This is a genomic window from Roseovarius ramblicola (assembly GCF_042430665.1).
Classification (GTDB): Bacteria; Pseudomonadota; Alphaproteobacteria; order Rhodobacterales; family Rhodobacteraceae; genus Roseovarius; species Roseovarius ramblicola.
The window spans coordinates 365249-378896 of sequence record NZ_JBHMEC010000008.1; the positions used below are offsets into that span (position 1 = coordinate 365249).

Here is a 13648-nt window from a genome sequence, read left to right on the forward strand (position 1 = left end):
CGGGGCCGTCACCGCCGGTGCCCGGTCACGCGCGACGCTCCCCGGTCGGCTCCGCTTCATCCGTCCCGCGGGCATCCTCGACGATCTCGGCATCGGGAACCTGCTCGTCGTCCTCCTTGGCGGTGCCCTGTGCGGCGGTGCCCTCTTCCGCGGGCTCTTCGACCGGACCGATCAGCAGCGGCAGCATCTCCAGCCCGGTGGGCGTGCTCACGGCCGTATCGGGCGGTGCGCGCCAGCTCAGCGTGTCGAAGGAATGGCAATTCTCGCAGACCGGTTGCCACTCGGCATGGATGTGCTGACAATTGTCACAGCACCATTGCGGGCCGCGCGGCGCGCCCAGCGCCCGCGCCAGCCAGCCCTTGACCACGGCATCCGAGGCCCCCTCGCCACGCTCGATCGCCGCCATGATCGTGAGCGCGCGGGAATCCGGCTCCACCTCGGCCAGGTCGCCGAGCGCGCGTCGCGCCGCCGGGAAATCCTCGGCGGCGAGGTGAAGCTCGGCTTCCAGAAGCCGCGTCTCGCGGTCGTCGGGATGGACCTTGAGCAGCTTGGCAAAGCGCTTGAGCCGCGCCCGCGGCGTCTCGTCGGGCTCGATCCCGGCAAACGCGGCGGCAAGATCGGGATGCGGGCGCATCAGCCACGCCTTGTTGATGACGCGTGCGGCGGCGCGCTTCTTGCCCGCCTCGATATAGCTGCGCGCCGCCAGCACCGCCGCCGGCACCAGGTCGGGCGACAGCCGGTTGGCCTCGATCGCCGCCTCGCGCGCCTCGATGGTCTTGCCCTCGTCGAGCACGTCGCGCGCTTCCGATAGCGCCAGAACGGCATCGCGACGCTTGTGCACATCGCGCGGCAGCGCGCCGTATTTCAGCTTCGCCCCCAGCGTCGCGCGCGCGCCCGACCAGTCGCCCTTGTCGGCCTGAAGCTGCAACAGCGTGTCCTGTATCCCGACCTGCCGGGGCTTGAGCGCAAAGGCGGTCTTGGCCAGCTTGAGCGCGGCGTCGGTCTCGCCCGCTTCCAGCTTCTGCCGGAGGATTCCATGCACGCCCACGAAACGGGTTTTTTCGTTGGTGAGAAGCCGCTTGAACGCCGCTTCAGCCTTGGCCTTGTCGCCTGCCATTTCGGCACCCTGCGCGGTGATCAGGTCGGTCAGCGCGGGCTTGCGCAGGTATTTCTCGGCCTTTGCCGCCTGCAAGACGGCCTTGTCGCCCTCGCCCGAGGCCAGCGCCAGCACGCCCTCGCCAAGCGCGCGATAGCCCTTTTGCTGCCGGTTGCGGTCGAAATAGCGCGACAGCGCCGTTTCGTCACCGTTGATGAAGCGCATCACCGCCACCAGCATCCCTGCCAGCTTCATCAGCAGCCAGATCGCCAGCACCAGGATGCCCAACGCAATCACCGCCTTGATGGGGGTGAGGTTGACCTCGATCCCCGCCATGACGACGCGCACGCCCCCCTCGAGTTCGAGCAGGTAGGACGCCCCGAAGGTGATGGCCCCGACAAGGGCGATGAATACTGCAACCTTAACGATGGACCAAAGCATCAGACCCGCCCTTTCAAACTCAATTCAGTTCCGCCGACAGCGCCTCGGCGGCGGCCAGTGCGTCGCGCCGGGCCGCGGCCTCGGCGGCCCAGCCGGACAGTTTCGCACGCGCGTCCTCCGGCAAGGCTTCGATCTCGGTCAGCGCGTCGCCGAGCCGTCCCTCCGCCAGCGCCGCCTCGGCGCGTGACAGGACGGCGTCGGGGTCGTCGCCCTCGCGCGGTTCGAGCGACCGCACGCCAAGCTGCGCCTGAAGGAAGCCGCGAACGGACAGGCCGCCCTCGCCATCCCCGGCGCGCGCCACGGACAGCGCCGCCCGCGCGGCGACGGGGAAGCCCTCGGCGAGCTGCGCCTGTGTCGGCACGCCGGTCTCGGCCGTCTCTGCCAGCGCGTCGGGCACCGTGACCCCGGTCTCGCGCAGGTCGGTCAGCGCGGCGTCGAACGGCTCGCCGGTGTCGAGCGCGGTCATCACCCGCGTGAGTGCGGCGCGTTGCAGGGTGGCGCGGGCGCTTTCGCGGGCCGCCTGTTCCTCGGCCTCAAGCGTCGCGCGCAGATCCTCGATCTCGGCGCTCTGCGCAGCGAGGCTGTCGCGAAGCTCGTCGAGCGCCGCGTCGGTGGCGGCGGTGTCGGGGATCTCGGGCATCTCGGGGACCGGGCGATCCTCAAGATTCGAGAGCTGAACCTCGAGGTTCGCGACCCGCTCGGCCAGCGATGTCACCGTCTCGCTCAGCCCGGATATCTCGTCGGAGGGATCGACCGGTGCGGGCATGTCGTCGATCCGCGCCCCGAGATCGGAAATCCGCTGTGCCTGTTCTTCGAGCCGTGCCGCGAGCGCGTCATTGCCGTCATCGGCGGGGGCAGGGGCGGGGGTGGGCGCGGGCGCGGGTCCGACCGGCAGGTGAGGATAGATGTAGGGGGCCGCCGCCACGCCGATCCCGGCTGCCGCGATGCCGCCGATCAGCATCGACCAGAATCCGCCCTGCCGGATCGTGACCTGCTCGGTGCGCACCACGGGGGCAGAGTCCCCGGCGCGATCTGTGGGGGAGGGGGCGGTGCCGTCCTCGGCGGGGGCTGTGGCCTCATCCTCCGGGGGTGTGTCCATTTCGTCGGATACGGCCTCTGCCGTCTCATCCCCGGGGGAGGTGTCCGGCTCGTCCTGCGCGGTCTCTGACGTGTCGTCCGAAGGTCCCCCTTCCTCTTCCCCTTCCTCTTTCTTGGCCTCTTCCCCGGTCTCTTCCCCGGCCTGTGCCTCGGGCGTGGTCTCCGGGTCGGGCGTGGCGTCGGCCTCCGGCACCTCGCCTTCCGCGTCCTGTGGCGTGTCCCTGGCAGAGCTGTCCTGCTCGTTGGTGTCAGGGGCCGCCGCGTCTCCGGTGTCTGCCTCCGACGTGTCGGGTCCGGCCTCGGGGGTCTGCGCCCCGGCGGTCCCGGGCGTGTCCTGCGCCGCGGTGGCGGGGGGGGTCACGTCCTCTGTCGCGCCGTCGGGTGCGTCGGGTTTATCCGTCTGGGATTTCTTCTTTCTTGCCACGGCACGCCACCTTCTCGAATCTTGTCACGCTCGACTGTCACCCCGACCTTACTGCGCCCCCTTGTGGCTCTCAACCCGCTTGGAGTCTTTCGCAAGATCGCGCAGCACGTTGTGCAATGCGCGGATATCCGGCGACGCGGCGACGGCGACGCGGCGGGCCACATCTTCGGGGATGCGCGCGGCCACGTTGCGGCTGATCGCCGCGACGAGCAGTGGCGCGCGCGGCGTGCCCGCCGCTTCGAAGAACAGCGTGGCGCTGCGCGGCGACATCAGGGGCAGGATCACCGGCGCGTCGCCATCGAGCATGGCGCGGGCGGCGTCGGTCAGGGGCAGGGCCTGCTGATCGTAGACCACCGCCTCGCGCGCCGCGTGGCCCGCCCGCCGCAGCGCCCCCGCGAGATCGGCGGCGACATGCGCGCCGCGCGCGTGCAGGAACGGCCCCGCCACCCCCTTGGTGGCGATCCGGCCGAGCAATGCCTCGGCATCCCCGGCCACAACCCGCACGTCGAAGCCGCGCCGCTGCGCCTCTGCCGCCGTGGCGCAGCCCACGGTGCAGGCGGGCAGGTCGCGGCGGGGCGACAGGCGGCAAAACCCCTCGATCCCGTGCCGGGATGTGAAGATCAAAACCTCGTGCGCCGCAAGAGCGGGCAGGGTGCCGCCACAGGCGATGCGCATGAGGGGCGAGACGACCACCTCCGCACCCGGAAACATCCCGCGCAAGTCCTTGGCCATGCGGGTCGCGGCGGGCTCGGGGCGGGTGATGAGCAGGCGCAGGGGCATGGGCGGTCCGACGTTGTTAGCCTCATGATAAGCTGTTACCTGCCGCAGACACGCGGGGCAATGCAACAGGGGCAGGCATGAACACGCCGCTGACCATACTCGGGATCGAGAGCAGTTGCGACGATACCGCCGCGGCGCTGGTGCGCCTCGACGGCGGTGCGGCGGCGGTGCTGGCCTCGGTGGTGCACGGGCAGACCATGCTGCACGCCGATTTCGGCGGCGTGGTGCCCGAGATCGCGGCGCGCGCCCATGCCGAGAAGCTCGATATCGCGGTGCGCGAGGCTCTGGCCCGCGCGAGGCTGACGCTCGCCGGGGTGGACGCGGTTGCGGTCACCGCCGGGCCGGGGCTCATCGGCGGGGTGTTGTCCGGGGTGATGTGCGCCAAGGGGATCGCCGCCGGGGCGGGCCTGCCGCTCATCGGGGTCAATCACCTTGCCGGGCATGCGCTGACCCCCCGGCTCACCGACGCTGTGGCCTTTCCCTACCTCGTGCTGCTCGTCTCGGGCGGGCATTGCCAATTCCTGATCGTGCGCGGGCCGGAGGATTTCGCCCGCCTCGGCGGCACCATCGACGACGCGCCGGGCGAGGCGTTCGACAAGACCGCGCGTCTGCTTGGCCTGCCGCAGCCGGGCGGGCCGAGCGTGGAGCGCGAGGCGGCGACGGGTGACACGAGCCGCCTGCGCTTTCCCCGTCCGCTTCTGGACCGGCCCGGCTGCGACATGTCGTTTTCCGGTTTGAAAACCGCCCTCCTGCGCGCCCGCGATCAGATCGTGGCCGAGAAATTCGGGCTGACGCGACAGGACCGGGCCGATCTTTGTGCCGGGTTTCAGGCGGCGGTCTGCGACGTGCTGGCCGAAAAGACCCGCCGCGCGCTCAGCTTATACATGGCCGAGGCCCCTGCCGCGCCGCTGATCGCCGTCGCGGGCGGCGTGGCGGCCAATGGCCCCATTCGCGCGGCGCTGACGGACGTGGCGGCAGAGGCTGGCGCGCGGTTTCTTGCGCCGCCGCTTGAGTTATGCACCGACAACGCGGCGATGATCGCCTATGCGGGGGCGGAACTCTATGCGCAGGGTCATCGTGACGACATGACGCTTGCGGCGCGACCGCGCTGGCCGCTGGACAGTGCCAGCCCAGCGATGCTGGGCAGTGGCAAGAAGGGGGCGAAGGCATGACTCTGATCTGCGGCGCGGGCGCGTTTGGCACGGCACTTGCCGTGACACTGGCGCAAAACGGTCCCGTCACCCTCTGGGCGCGGGATGCCGATCACGCCGCCGAGATGCAGGCGAGCCGCTTCAACGATCGCCGCCTGCCGGGGATTGCCCTGCCCGAGGCGATCACCGTGGTCTCGGGCGAGGTGCCCGGTGGCGACGCCCCCTGCCTGCTGGCCATGCCGATGCAGACGCTGGGCGGGTTTCTCTCCGATCATCATGACGCGCTCGGGTCGCGACCCCTCGTCGCCTGCTGCAAGGGAATGGATCTTGCCACCGGCCTCGGCCCCACCGGCCTGATCGCGCAGACCTGCGCGGAGGCAACCCCGGCGATCCTCACCGGCCCGAGTTTTGCCCGCGATATCGCGCTCGGCCTGCCCACAGCGCTGACGCTCGCCTGCGCCGATGCGGCGATAGGTCAGAGATTGCAATCCACGCTGACCACGCCCACCCTGCGCCTCTATCGCACCACCGATACCACCGGCGCGGAACTGGGCGGCGCGCTCAAGAACGTGATCGCCATCGGCTGCGGTGCGGTGATGGGGGCGGGGCTGGGCGAGAGCGCGCGCGCCGCGCTGATGACCCGCGGTTTCGCCGAGATGAACCGGCTGGCCCATGCCTTGGGCGCGCGGCCCGAGACGCTGGCGGGGCTGTCGGGGTTCGGCGATCTGGCGCTGACCTGCACCAGCGCGCAGTCGCGCAACTACGGCTATGGCAAGAGCCTCGGGCGCGGCGAGGATTTCGACAGGTCCGTCACCGTCGAAGGCGCCGCCACCGCCCGCGCCGTGCTCGCCCGTGCCCGTGCGCTCGGGCTCGACATGCCGATCACCCATGCCGTTACCGCGCTCGTCAGCGGAGAATTGCGCGCGACAGAGGCGATGGATATGCTGCTCTCACGCCCATTGAAGGAAGAATGATGCTGATTGCCCTGATCGCCCGAGACCACCCCGGTGCCCTGCAAACCCGTCTCGACAATCGCGACGCCCATATCGCCTATCTCAAGGAGACCGGCGTGGTGTCGCAGGCGGGGCCGCTTTTGAATGACGAGGGGGAGATGGTCGGCTCGCTGGTGATCCTCGATGTCGAGGACATGGAGGCGGCGCAGGAGTGGGCCAATAACGACCCCTACGCCAAGGCCGAACTGTTTTCCGGGGTCGAGCTTATCCCGTGGAAGAAAGTGATCTGATGGGTTTTTGGCTGTTCAAGTCCGAACCGTCGGTCTGGGGCTGGCCCGATCAGGTGGCCAAGGGCGCGGCGGGCGAGGAGTGGGACGGCGTGCGCAACTATCAGGCGCGCAATTTCATGCGCGAGATGGCGGTGGGGGATCGCGGGTTCTTTTACCATTCGCAAAGGGAAAAGGCGGTTGTCGGCACGGTCGAGGTGATCGCCGAGGCGCATCCCGACAGCACCACCGACGATCCGCGATGGGAGTGCGTGGACATCAAGGCACTGGAGCCCGCGCAAACCCCGGTCACGCTCGACATGATCAAGGCCGATCCGCGCCTGTCCGAGATGGTTCTGGTCCGCAACGCGCGCCTGTCGGTGCAGCCGGTGACGGCGGAGGAATGGCGCATCGTCTGCGAAATGGCCGGGATTTCGGCCTGATACGGGGGACAATCCGTGCTGCCGGGCCAACCGGCACTTGACCTGACGGGCACGCTTCCTGCTAATCACCCGAAGGCGTGTGGCGCAAGCAGGGGAGGCGTGCGATGGGGTGGATGAAAGACGAAACCGGGCTGGGGCGGACGGCGGCGAATTTCGTGCCGCTCACGCCGCTGTCGCATTTGAAGCGCGCCGCGCATGTGTTTCCCGACCGCGAGGCGGTGGTCTATCACGGCCATCGCAAGACCTATGCCGAGTACCACGCGCGCGTCTCGCGGCTTGCCTCGGCGCTGGTGAATATCGGGGTCGAGCCGGGCGACGTGGTGGCCGCCATCCTGCCCAACATCCCCGCCCATTGCGAGGCGCATTTCGGCGTGCCGGCGGCGGGCGCGGTGCTCAACGCGATCAACACCCGGCTGGAGGCCGACACCATCGCCTATATCCTCGACCACGGCGAGGCGCGGGTGGTGCTGTGCGATACGCAGTTCCTGCCCGTGCTCGGGGCCGCGCTCGAGATCATGGAGCGCCCCGCGCCCGCGATCATCGAGGTGCCCGATGACGGGGCCGGGGTGCACGCGCATTCCGATTACATGACCTACGAGGAGTTTCTCGCCACCGGAGACCCGGAATTCGACTGGATCATGCCCGAAGACGAGTGGGAGAGCCTCGCGCTCAACTATACCTCGGGCACCACCGGGCGGCCCAAGGGCGTGGTCTATCACCATCGCGGGGCCTATCTGATGACGATGGGCACGGTGGTGAGCTGGCAGATGCCGCGCTATCCCAAGTACCTGACCATCGTGCCGCTGTTTCACTGCAACAACTGGAACCATGTGTGGATGATGCCGCTGGTGGGCGGCACGGTGGTGTGCTGCCGCGACATCACCGCCCGCGCGATCTACGATGCCATCGCCGACGAGGGGGTGACGCATTTCGGCGGCGCGCCCATCGTGCTCAACATGATCGTCAATGCCAGGGACGAGGAGCGGCGCAGCTTTGATCACGTCGTGGACGTGTTCACCGCCGGCGCCCCGCCGCCCGCCGCCACGCTGGCGGCGATCGAGCCGCTGGGGTTCACCGTCACCCAAGTCTATGGCCTGACCGAGACCTATGGCCATGTCACCGAATGCCTGTGGCAGCACGGCTGGGACGATCTGAACGACGAGGAGCGCTATGCCATCAAGGCGCGCACCGGCATCCTCATGCCGATGATGGAGGACATCACGGCGATGGACCCCGAGACCATGACGCAGACGCCCATGGACGGCGAGAGCCTCGGCGAGATCATGATCCGCGGCAACAGCGTGATGAAGGGCTATCTCAAGAACCCCGAGGCCACCGAAAAGGCGTTTGCGGGCGGGTATTTCCACTCCGGCGACATCGCGTTCCAGCACCCCGACGGCTATCTCAAGATCGCCGACCGCGCCAAGGACATCATCATCTCGGGCGGCGAGAATATATCGTCGGTCGAGGTCGAAGGCGTGCTGATGCGGCATCCGGCGGTGCTGCTCTGCGCCGTGGTGGCGAAACCGGACGAGAAATGGGGCGAGGTGCCCTGCGCCTTTGTCGAGCTCAAGGACGGGGCGCAGGTGGACGAGGCCGGCCTCATCGCGTTTTCCCGCGAGCGGCTGGCCGGGTTCAAGACGCCCAAGGCGGTGGTGTTCATGGAACTGCCCAAAACCTCGACAGGCAAGATACAGAAATTCGAACTGCGCCAGATCGCCAAGGAGATGTGAGCGGCGGGGCTTTGCGCGTTGATGGCCTGTACCTATCGTTCGCCTCTCTGGTCCCGGCGCGGAATCAAGGGCGAAGCCCGCCGCGCCATTGCCAGGCCGCCCCGTCGCACCGGAGGTGCGCCGGTATACGCGGCACGCCTTCGGCGTGACGGACTGGCGATTTGTCCAAGCTCGCGCACCGATTACAGGTTTTTCGGGACAGCAGACATAAAGTGCCCTGAAAAACCGTTACATCGCCACCCCGCGGCCTGTCGATGGCGCGGCTCACCCCAACGTCCCCTCAAGGCCAGAACCAACGCACAACGCGCCGCCGCGTTACCCGCCGCAGATGCCCTGAAGGCGCAGCCAGTCGCTGTCGCTCAGGATCGGGGGCAGATCGGCGTCGCGGGCGAAGGGGTCGGCCTCGATCAGGCCCAGGACCGTCTCGCCGGTGATGTCGCGGGCATAGGCGTAGGGCGAGGCGCGCACCTGCCAGCGGGCGAAGCCCTCGATCAGCGCGGCGTCGGGCGGCGGCGCGGGCGGCTCGCGCAGCAGCGCCTCGGCGTGGGCGCGCAGGGCGTCGTCGCCGAGGCTGCCGGTGGCCAGCAGGCGCAGCACCTCCCACAGCCCGGCATCGGCCAGCAGCCGGTCGAGCGGATCGCGGGCCCCGGCGCGCAGATGCGCGGCGATGATGTGGCCCGCCACCGCGTCGGGCGTGTCGTGATCCTCGACGAGATCGGCGTTGAGGAGGACGGTGCCGCCGGTGAGGCGCAGCGCGCCCTTCACCCCGCTGCGCACGACCGTAAGCCGCGCGCGCCCCGTCTCGGGCGGCAGCCGCCGCTCAAGCGCGGCGAGCGCATCCGCGCCGCCGGGGGTGCGGCACGGCGGCCCCGTCACCCGGTAGACATGATCGAGCAGCGCCTGCCCGATCTCGGCACGCTTGGCCCCGGGGACCACGCGCAGCGCGTGGTCGCGCGCAGCACCCGGCAGCCAGAGCGCGACGACCAGCACCACCGTCAGAAGGCTCGCCGCCATGCCGGCGAGGCGCAGACGCCCCGGCCGCGGCCGCTGGCGCGCGATGGCGCTGCGCAGGGTCTCGATGGCGGCGATCATCTCGGTCTCGCCCTCGGCGATTTCCAGCGTCTCGCCGGGGTCGGCATCGGGGTGATAGAGCGCCGGCTCGGCACCGGGATTTGCGCGCGCGATGGCAGCGAGCGACCAGTGCGCCTGCACGCGCTCGCGCATGTCGGTGATGGTGAGAGTCGCCTCGCCCAGCGACACGATGACATCGAGCCGCTGCGCCCCCGGCTCGGGCCGCCACAGCGCCGCCGCTTCGAGCCGCTGGTATTTCCGGAGTGCCGTTTTTCTCATGTGCCGGGCTGCCCTGCCTCGTTCGGCCAACGGTAGCACGCGGTGGCGCATGGCGGCAATTGCTCGACGGTTGCGCGCGGGGACGATATGGAGGGGCACCCCGGTACCACGAGAGGCCCGCCATGAAGATCGCCACCGCCGCCTATCCCCTCGATCCGCTCGGGAGCTGGACCGGGTATGCCGCCAAGCTGTCGGACTGGGTGGCACGGGCGGCAGCCGAGGGGGCGGACCTTGCCGTCTTTCCCGAATACGGCGCGATGGAGCTGGCGATGCTCGCCGGGGCCGATGCGGCGGGGGACCTGGAGCGGTCGCTGCACGCGGTGGACGCGGTGATGGCGGATGCGGGCGACCTGCACGCCGATCTCGCCGCGCGGCACGGGCTGCACATTCTCGGGGCGTCGGCCCCGGTGTTCGACCCCGCGCTGGGCGACCGGCCCGTGAACCGCGCCACGCTCTACACCCCCACCGGCGCGCGTGGCCATCAGGACAAGCAGATCATGACCCGATTCGAGCGCGAGGAATGGGGCGTGGTGCCCGGCGGTCCGCTGCGGCTCTTCGACACCGCGCTGGGCCGGATCGGCGTGCTGATCTGCTATGACTGCGAATTTCCCCTGCTGGGCCGTGCGCTGCGCGAGGCGGACCTGATCCTCGCGCCCTCGTGCACCGAGGCGCTGACCGGCTATTCCCGCGTGCGCATCGGCGCGATGGCCCGCGCGCTCGAGGCGCAATGCGTCACCGTCATGGCCTCGACCGTGGGGGATGCGGGCTGGTCCCCGGCGGTGGACGAAAACACCGGCATGGGCGGCGTCTTCGGCCCGCCCGATACCGGCTTTCCGCCCACCGGCGTGATCGCCGAGGGTACGCTCAACCGCCCCGGCTGGACCGTGGCCGAGGTGGACATCGGCACGGTGGCCCATGTGCGCGCCGATGGCGTCGTGCTCAACCGCCGCCACTGGGACGAGCAGGCGGGTCGTGACGCCACGGTCACACCCGTGCGCCTGCGCTGATTAGACCTTGAAAATCGTGGGAAACGGGCGCATTTAAAGGCGCGTTCCGCAGACGGGCGGATCGCAAGTGCAAGGAGAGACCATGGCCAAGGAAGACACGCTCGAATTTCCCGGTGTCGTCAAGGAACTCCTGCCGAACGCGACATTCAGGGTCGAGCTTGAGAACGGCCATGAGATCATCGCGCACACGGCAGGCAAGATGCGCAAGAACCGGATCCGGGTTCTTGCGGGCGACAAGGTGCAGGTGGAAATGACCCCCTATGACCTGACCAAGGGCCGGATCAATTACCGCTTCAAGTGAGCGCGACGCCGTGACGCTGATCCTCGGCTCGGGCAGCCCGCGCCGCCGCGACCTGCTGGCGCAGCTTGGCGTGATCCCGGACGCGATCCGCCCGCCCGAGATCGACGAGACCCCCGGCAAGGCCGAGTTGCCCCGCCCCTATTGCACGCGCATGGCGCGGGAGAAGGCGCAGGCCACCGAGGCGGGCGCGGACGACATCGTTATTGCCGCCGATACCACCGTCGCCATGGGCCGCCGCATCCTCGGCAAGCCCGCGGACGCGGGCGAGGCGGCGCAATTCCTCCATGCGCTGTCGGGGCGGCGGCACCGGGTCATCACCGCGGTGGCGGTGCGGCGCGGCACACGGCTTTGGGTGCGCGACGTGGTGAGCGCGGTCAGGATCAAGCGGCTCTCGGACGAGGAGATCAACGCCTATCTTGCCTCCGGCGAATGGCAGGGCAAGGCGGGCGGCTATGGCATCCAGGGCATGGCCGGGGCGCTCATCCCGTGGATATCGGGCTCATTCACCGGCATCGTCGGCCTGCCGCTGAGCGAGACGGCGGGGCTGTTGCAGGCGGCTGGCTATCCGCTGTGGAAGGCGTGGCCATGACAGAGCGCATCACCATCGCCCTCGATCATCTGGACGGCCGCGAGGCGGCGGCGCTGATGGTCGGCGGGCAGCTCGACGACCTGCTGATCGACGGCGACACGCCCCGCCCGGGTACGATCTATCGCGCCATCGCCGACCGGCCCGTCAAGGGGCAGGGCGGCATGTTCCTGCGCACGCCCGACGGCAATGCCTTCGTGCGGCAGGTCAAGGGTATCGCGCCGGGGCAGGCCCTGCTGGTGCAGGTGACGGGCCATGCCGAGCCGGGCAAGGCGATTCCCGTGACCGCGCGCGTGCTGTTCAAGAGCCGCTACGCGATCGTCACCCCCGAGGCGCCGGGGCACAACGTCTCGCGCGCGATTCGCGACGAGGAGAGGCGCGTTCGTCTCCACGAGATCGCGGCGGAAGCGATGGGCGCGAGCGGCATGGGGCTGATCCTGCGGTCGGCCTGCGCGGGGGCGGGCGATGACGAGATTTCCGCCGATATCGCGCAGATGCGCGAGGTGGCCGAGGCCGTGACCGGCGACGACGCCGGGCGCGGGCCGGAGAAGCTGCTCGACGGCGATGGTCCCCACGCGCGGGCTTGGCGCGACTGGCCGCTGCCCGACGCGCTGGAGCGCGCGCCGGGCTGTTTCGCGGAAAGCGGCGTGCTTGAGCGGATTGACGATCTGCGCGCGCCGGGCGTGTCCCTGCCCGGCGGCGCGAACGCCTGTATCGAGCCGACGCGCGCGCTGGTGGCGGTGGACGTCAACACCGGCCCCGACACCAGCCCCGCCGCCGGGCTCAAGGCCAATATCGCGCTGGCGCGCGCCTTGCCGCGGCAGCTTCGGCTGCGCGGTCTCGGCGGGCAGATCACGCTCGACCTCGCGCCGATGCCGAAAAGGGACCGCCGCGTGTTCGAGGATACGTTGCGCGCCGCGTTCCGCCGCGACGATGTCGAGACGGTGCTGGCCGGGTGGACGCCGCTGGGGCATTACGAGCTGCAGCGCCAGCGCGGGCGCCTGCCTCTGACGGAGGTGATGCGATGACCTGCCCGATCTGCGGCAAGGGCACGGTGGCGCGCTACCGTCCGTTCTGCTCGCGCCGCTGCGCGGATGTCGACCTGGGCAAGTGGTTCGCCGAAGGCTACCGCGTGCCGTCCTCGGATCCCGAAGAGATGGCCGAGGCGGCGGAAGCGGCGGAAAAAGAGGCACAAAAACCGCGCTGAGCCCGCGCAAACCCTCTGGACACCCCGCCCCCGCTCGCCTAAGACACGCCCACCCGGGGGCCAGTCCCTGACCCTCACCCGTGCCCGGGTAGCTCAGGGGTAGAGCAGTGGATTGAAAATCCTCGTGTCGGTGGTTCGATTCCGCCCCCGGGCACCAATTCTTCAGCTAACACATTGGTAACACTCCAGCTTTTAACTTGAGCTAGGAGCCGTAGACCATGTCGGAGACCATTTCGCGCCCATTCACCTTCGTCAAAGACGGGATTTTCTACTTCAGCCGCCGCATTCCGAACGAGCTGAAGTGTCATTACAGATCATCCCGGATCGCGTTTTCGTTGCGCACGAGGTCAGCCAGGATCGCTGAAGCCAGAGCTAGGAAGGCCGCCGATCAGCTCGATGAATATTGGTACCATCTGCGATGCCAGAACGCGAAACTGCCTGGAAAACACATGCTGCGCGGCGAGGGGTCTGCCTCGGCTCAACCTGTCGCTCTTGCGCCTGATGTATCTTCCGCATCTGTTCTGTTGTCAGAAGCCGTACGGATTTATCTGCACCAGAAGGGCAAGGGACGCCCGGTTACATTCCGCAGAGCTGCGGAGAGGTCCTGTGGCTACGTCATCGACGTCTGTGGTGACAAGAGCCTTGATGCTTACACCAAGGCTGATGCGAATGCGTTTCGAGATGCCTTGATCGCTCGTGGCCTCTCTGGCAGCAGCATCACAAGGGTCTTCGGCACCGTTCGTGCTGACCTGCCACTGAACTTTCATCCAGCCGGAACCGGAGCCCTTTGGGTTGATACGCCGATTGGCGCA

The 13648-nt window shown here is 69.0% G+C and carries 15 protein-coding genes and 1 tRNA gene; 12 read left to right on the top strand and 4 right to left on the bottom strand.

From position 1 onward, the window contains the following. Nucleotides 1-25 precede the first annotated feature (25 nt). Genes ACFFU4_RS05285 through ACFFU4_RS05295 form a run of 3 tightly spaced genes read right to left on the bottom strand, consistent with a single transcriptional unit; the run spans nt 26 to nt 3839 of the window. Nucleotides 26-1537: a heme biosynthesis protein HemY gene (locus tag ACFFU4_RS05285; RefSeq protein WP_377067775.1), complete on the bottom strand. Its 1512-nt coding sequence runs from the start codon at nt 1535-1537 to the stop codon at nt 26-28. A gap of 19 nt (nt 1538-1556) precedes the next feature. After that, complete coding sequence (locus ACFFU4_RS05290; protein WP_377067777.1) at nt 1557-3059, bottom strand: hypothetical protein; 1503 nt, start codon at nt 3057-3059, stop codon at nt 1557-1559. 48 nt (nt 3060-3107) lie between these two features. Beyond that, entirely contained in the window at nt 3108-3839 is a 732-nt protein-coding gene (locus tag ACFFU4_RS05295; protein WP_377067779.1) for a uroporphyrinogen-III synthase, read from the bottom strand. 77 nt (nt 3840-3916) lie between these two features. Between ACFFU4_RS05295 and tsaD the strand changes: the two genes are divergently transcribed. The 5 genes from tsaD (at nt 3917) to ACFFU4_RS05320 (ending at nt 8385) form a co-directional block, all read left to right on the top strand. Beyond that, complete coding sequence (tsaD, locus tag ACFFU4_RS05300) at nt 3917-5011, top strand: tRNA (adenosine(37)-N6)-threonylcarbamoyltransferase complex transferase subunit TsaD (RefSeq protein WP_377067781.1); 1095 nt, start codon at nt 3917-3919, stop codon at nt 5009-5011. Continuing rightward, the gene (locus tag ACFFU4_RS05305; RefSeq protein WP_377067783.1) at nt 5008-5964 is read left to right on the top strand and encodes an NAD(P)H-dependent glycerol-3-phosphate dehydrogenase; all 957 of its coding nucleotides are present in this window, start codon (nt 5008-5010) and stop codon (nt 5962-5964) included. Before tsaD ends, ACFFU4_RS05305 begins: the two co-directional genes overlap by 4 nt. Beyond that, nucleotides 5964-6233, top strand: coding sequence for a YciI family protein (locus tag ACFFU4_RS05310; protein WP_074785087.1), 270 nt, complete (start codon nt 5964-5966; stop codon nt 6231-6233). The genes ACFFU4_RS05305 and ACFFU4_RS05310 overlap by 1 nt, the downstream gene beginning before the upstream one ends. Further along, complete coding sequence (locus ACFFU4_RS05315; protein ID WP_377067785.1) at nt 6233-6652, top strand: EVE domain-containing protein; 420 nt, start codon at nt 6233-6235, stop codon at nt 6650-6652. The genes ACFFU4_RS05310 and ACFFU4_RS05315 overlap by 1 nt, the downstream gene beginning before the upstream one ends. Before the next feature lie 104 nt (nt 6653-6756). Then, nucleotides 6757-8385 carry an AMP-binding protein gene (locus ACFFU4_RS05320; protein ID WP_377067787.1) on the top strand — a complete coding sequence of 543 codons (1629 nt, stop codon included), beginning with the start codon at nt 6757-6759 and terminating at the stop codon, nt 8383-8385. Nucleotides 8386-8700: 315 nt separating this feature from the next. On the opposite strand, the gene ACFFU4_RS05325 is transcribed toward ACFFU4_RS05320, so the two are convergent. Beyond that, nucleotides 8701-9735, bottom strand: a complete 1035-nt coding sequence (locus tag ACFFU4_RS05325; protein WP_377067789.1) for a hypothetical protein — start codon at nt 9733-9735, stop codon at nt 8701-8703. A gap of 122 nt (nt 9736-9857) precedes the next feature. Here ACFFU4_RS05325 and ACFFU4_RS05330 point away from each other — a divergent pair, with 122 nt between their 5' ends. From ACFFU4_RS05330 to ACFFU4_RS05360, 7 genes are all read left to right on the top strand, one after another. After that, nucleotides 9858-10742, top strand: a complete 885-nt coding sequence (locus ACFFU4_RS05330; protein WP_377067791.1) for a carbon-nitrogen hydrolase family protein — start codon at nt 9858-9860, stop codon at nt 10740-10742. A gap of 82 nt (nt 10743-10824) precedes the next feature. Then, nucleotides 10825-11043 (top strand): translation initiation factor IF-1, encoded by a 219-nt coding sequence (gene infA, locus ACFFU4_RS05335; protein ID WP_005978431.1) that lies wholly within the window; start codon nt 10825-10827, stop codon nt 11041-11043. Nucleotides 11044-11053: 10 nt separating this feature from the next. Next, nucleotides 11054-11632, top strand: a complete 579-nt coding sequence (locus ACFFU4_RS05340; RefSeq protein ID WP_377067801.1) for a Maf family protein — start codon at nt 11054-11056, stop codon at nt 11630-11632. After that, nucleotides 11629-12657 (top strand): ribonuclease E/G, encoded by a 1029-nt coding sequence (locus ACFFU4_RS05345; protein ID WP_377067803.1) that lies wholly within the window; start codon nt 11629-11631, stop codon nt 12655-12657. The genes ACFFU4_RS05340 and ACFFU4_RS05345 overlap by 4 nt, the downstream gene beginning before the upstream one ends. Further along, nucleotides 12654-12836, top strand: a complete 183-nt coding sequence (locus ACFFU4_RS05350) for a DNA gyrase inhibitor YacG (protein ID WP_377067805.1) — start codon at nt 12654-12656, stop codon at nt 12834-12836. Before ACFFU4_RS05345 ends, ACFFU4_RS05350 begins: the two co-directional genes overlap by 4 nt. An 82-nt stretch (nt 12837-12918) precedes the next feature. Then, nucleotides 12919-12993, top strand: a tRNA-Phe gene (locus ACFFU4_RS05355). A 61-nt stretch (nt 12994-13054) separates the two neighbouring features. Beyond that, nucleotides 13055-13648, top strand: a 594-nt coding sequence (locus ACFFU4_RS05360) for a DUF6538 domain-containing protein (RefSeq protein WP_377067807.1), incomplete at its 3' end; no start/stop codon positions are given.

Coding starts and splice junctions, on each gene's coding strand:
- ACFFU4_RS05305 (WP_377067783.1), top strand. CDS start 5,008: ATGACTCTGATCTGCGGCGCGGGCGCGTTTGGCACGGCACTTGCCGTG.
- ACFFU4_RS05330 (WP_377067791.1), top strand. CDS start 9,858: ATGAAGATCGCCACCGCCGCCTATCCCCTCGATCCGCTCGGGAGCTGG.
- tsaD (WP_377067781.1), top strand. CDS start 3,917: ATGAACACGCCGCTGACCATACTCGGGATCGAGAGCAGTTGCGACGAT.
- ACFFU4_RS05325 (WP_377067789.1), bottom strand. CDS start 9,735: ATGAGAAAAACGGCACTCCGGAAATACCAGCGGCTCGAAGCGGCGGCG.
- ACFFU4_RS05295 (WP_377067779.1), bottom strand. CDS start 3,839: ATGCCCCTGCGCCTGCTCATCACCCGCCCCGAGCCCGCCGCGACCCGC.
- infA (WP_005978431.1), top strand. CDS start 10,825: ATGGCCAAGGAAGACACGCTCGAATTTCCCGGTGTCGTCAAGGAACTC.
- ACFFU4_RS05320 (WP_377067787.1), top strand. CDS start 6,757: ATGGGGTGGATGAAAGACGAAACCGGGCTGGGGCGGACGGCGGCGAAT.
- ACFFU4_RS05285 (WP_377067775.1), bottom strand. CDS start 1,537: ATGCTTTGGTCCATCGTTAAGGTTGCAGTATTCATCGCCCTTGTCGGG.
- ACFFU4_RS05310 (WP_074785087.1), top strand. CDS start 5,964: ATGCTGATTGCCCTGATCGCCCGAGACCACCCCGGTGCCCTGCAAACC.
- ACFFU4_RS05345 (WP_377067803.1), top strand. CDS start 11,629: ATGACAGAGCGCATCACCATCGCCCTCGATCATCTGGACGGCCGCGAG.
- ACFFU4_RS05350 (WP_377067805.1), top strand. CDS start 12,654: ATGACCTGCCCGATCTGCGGCAAGGGCACGGTGGCGCGCTACCGTCCG.
- ACFFU4_RS05315 (WP_377067785.1), top strand. CDS start 6,233: ATGGGTTTTTGGCTGTTCAAGTCCGAACCGTCGGTCTGGGGCTGGCCC.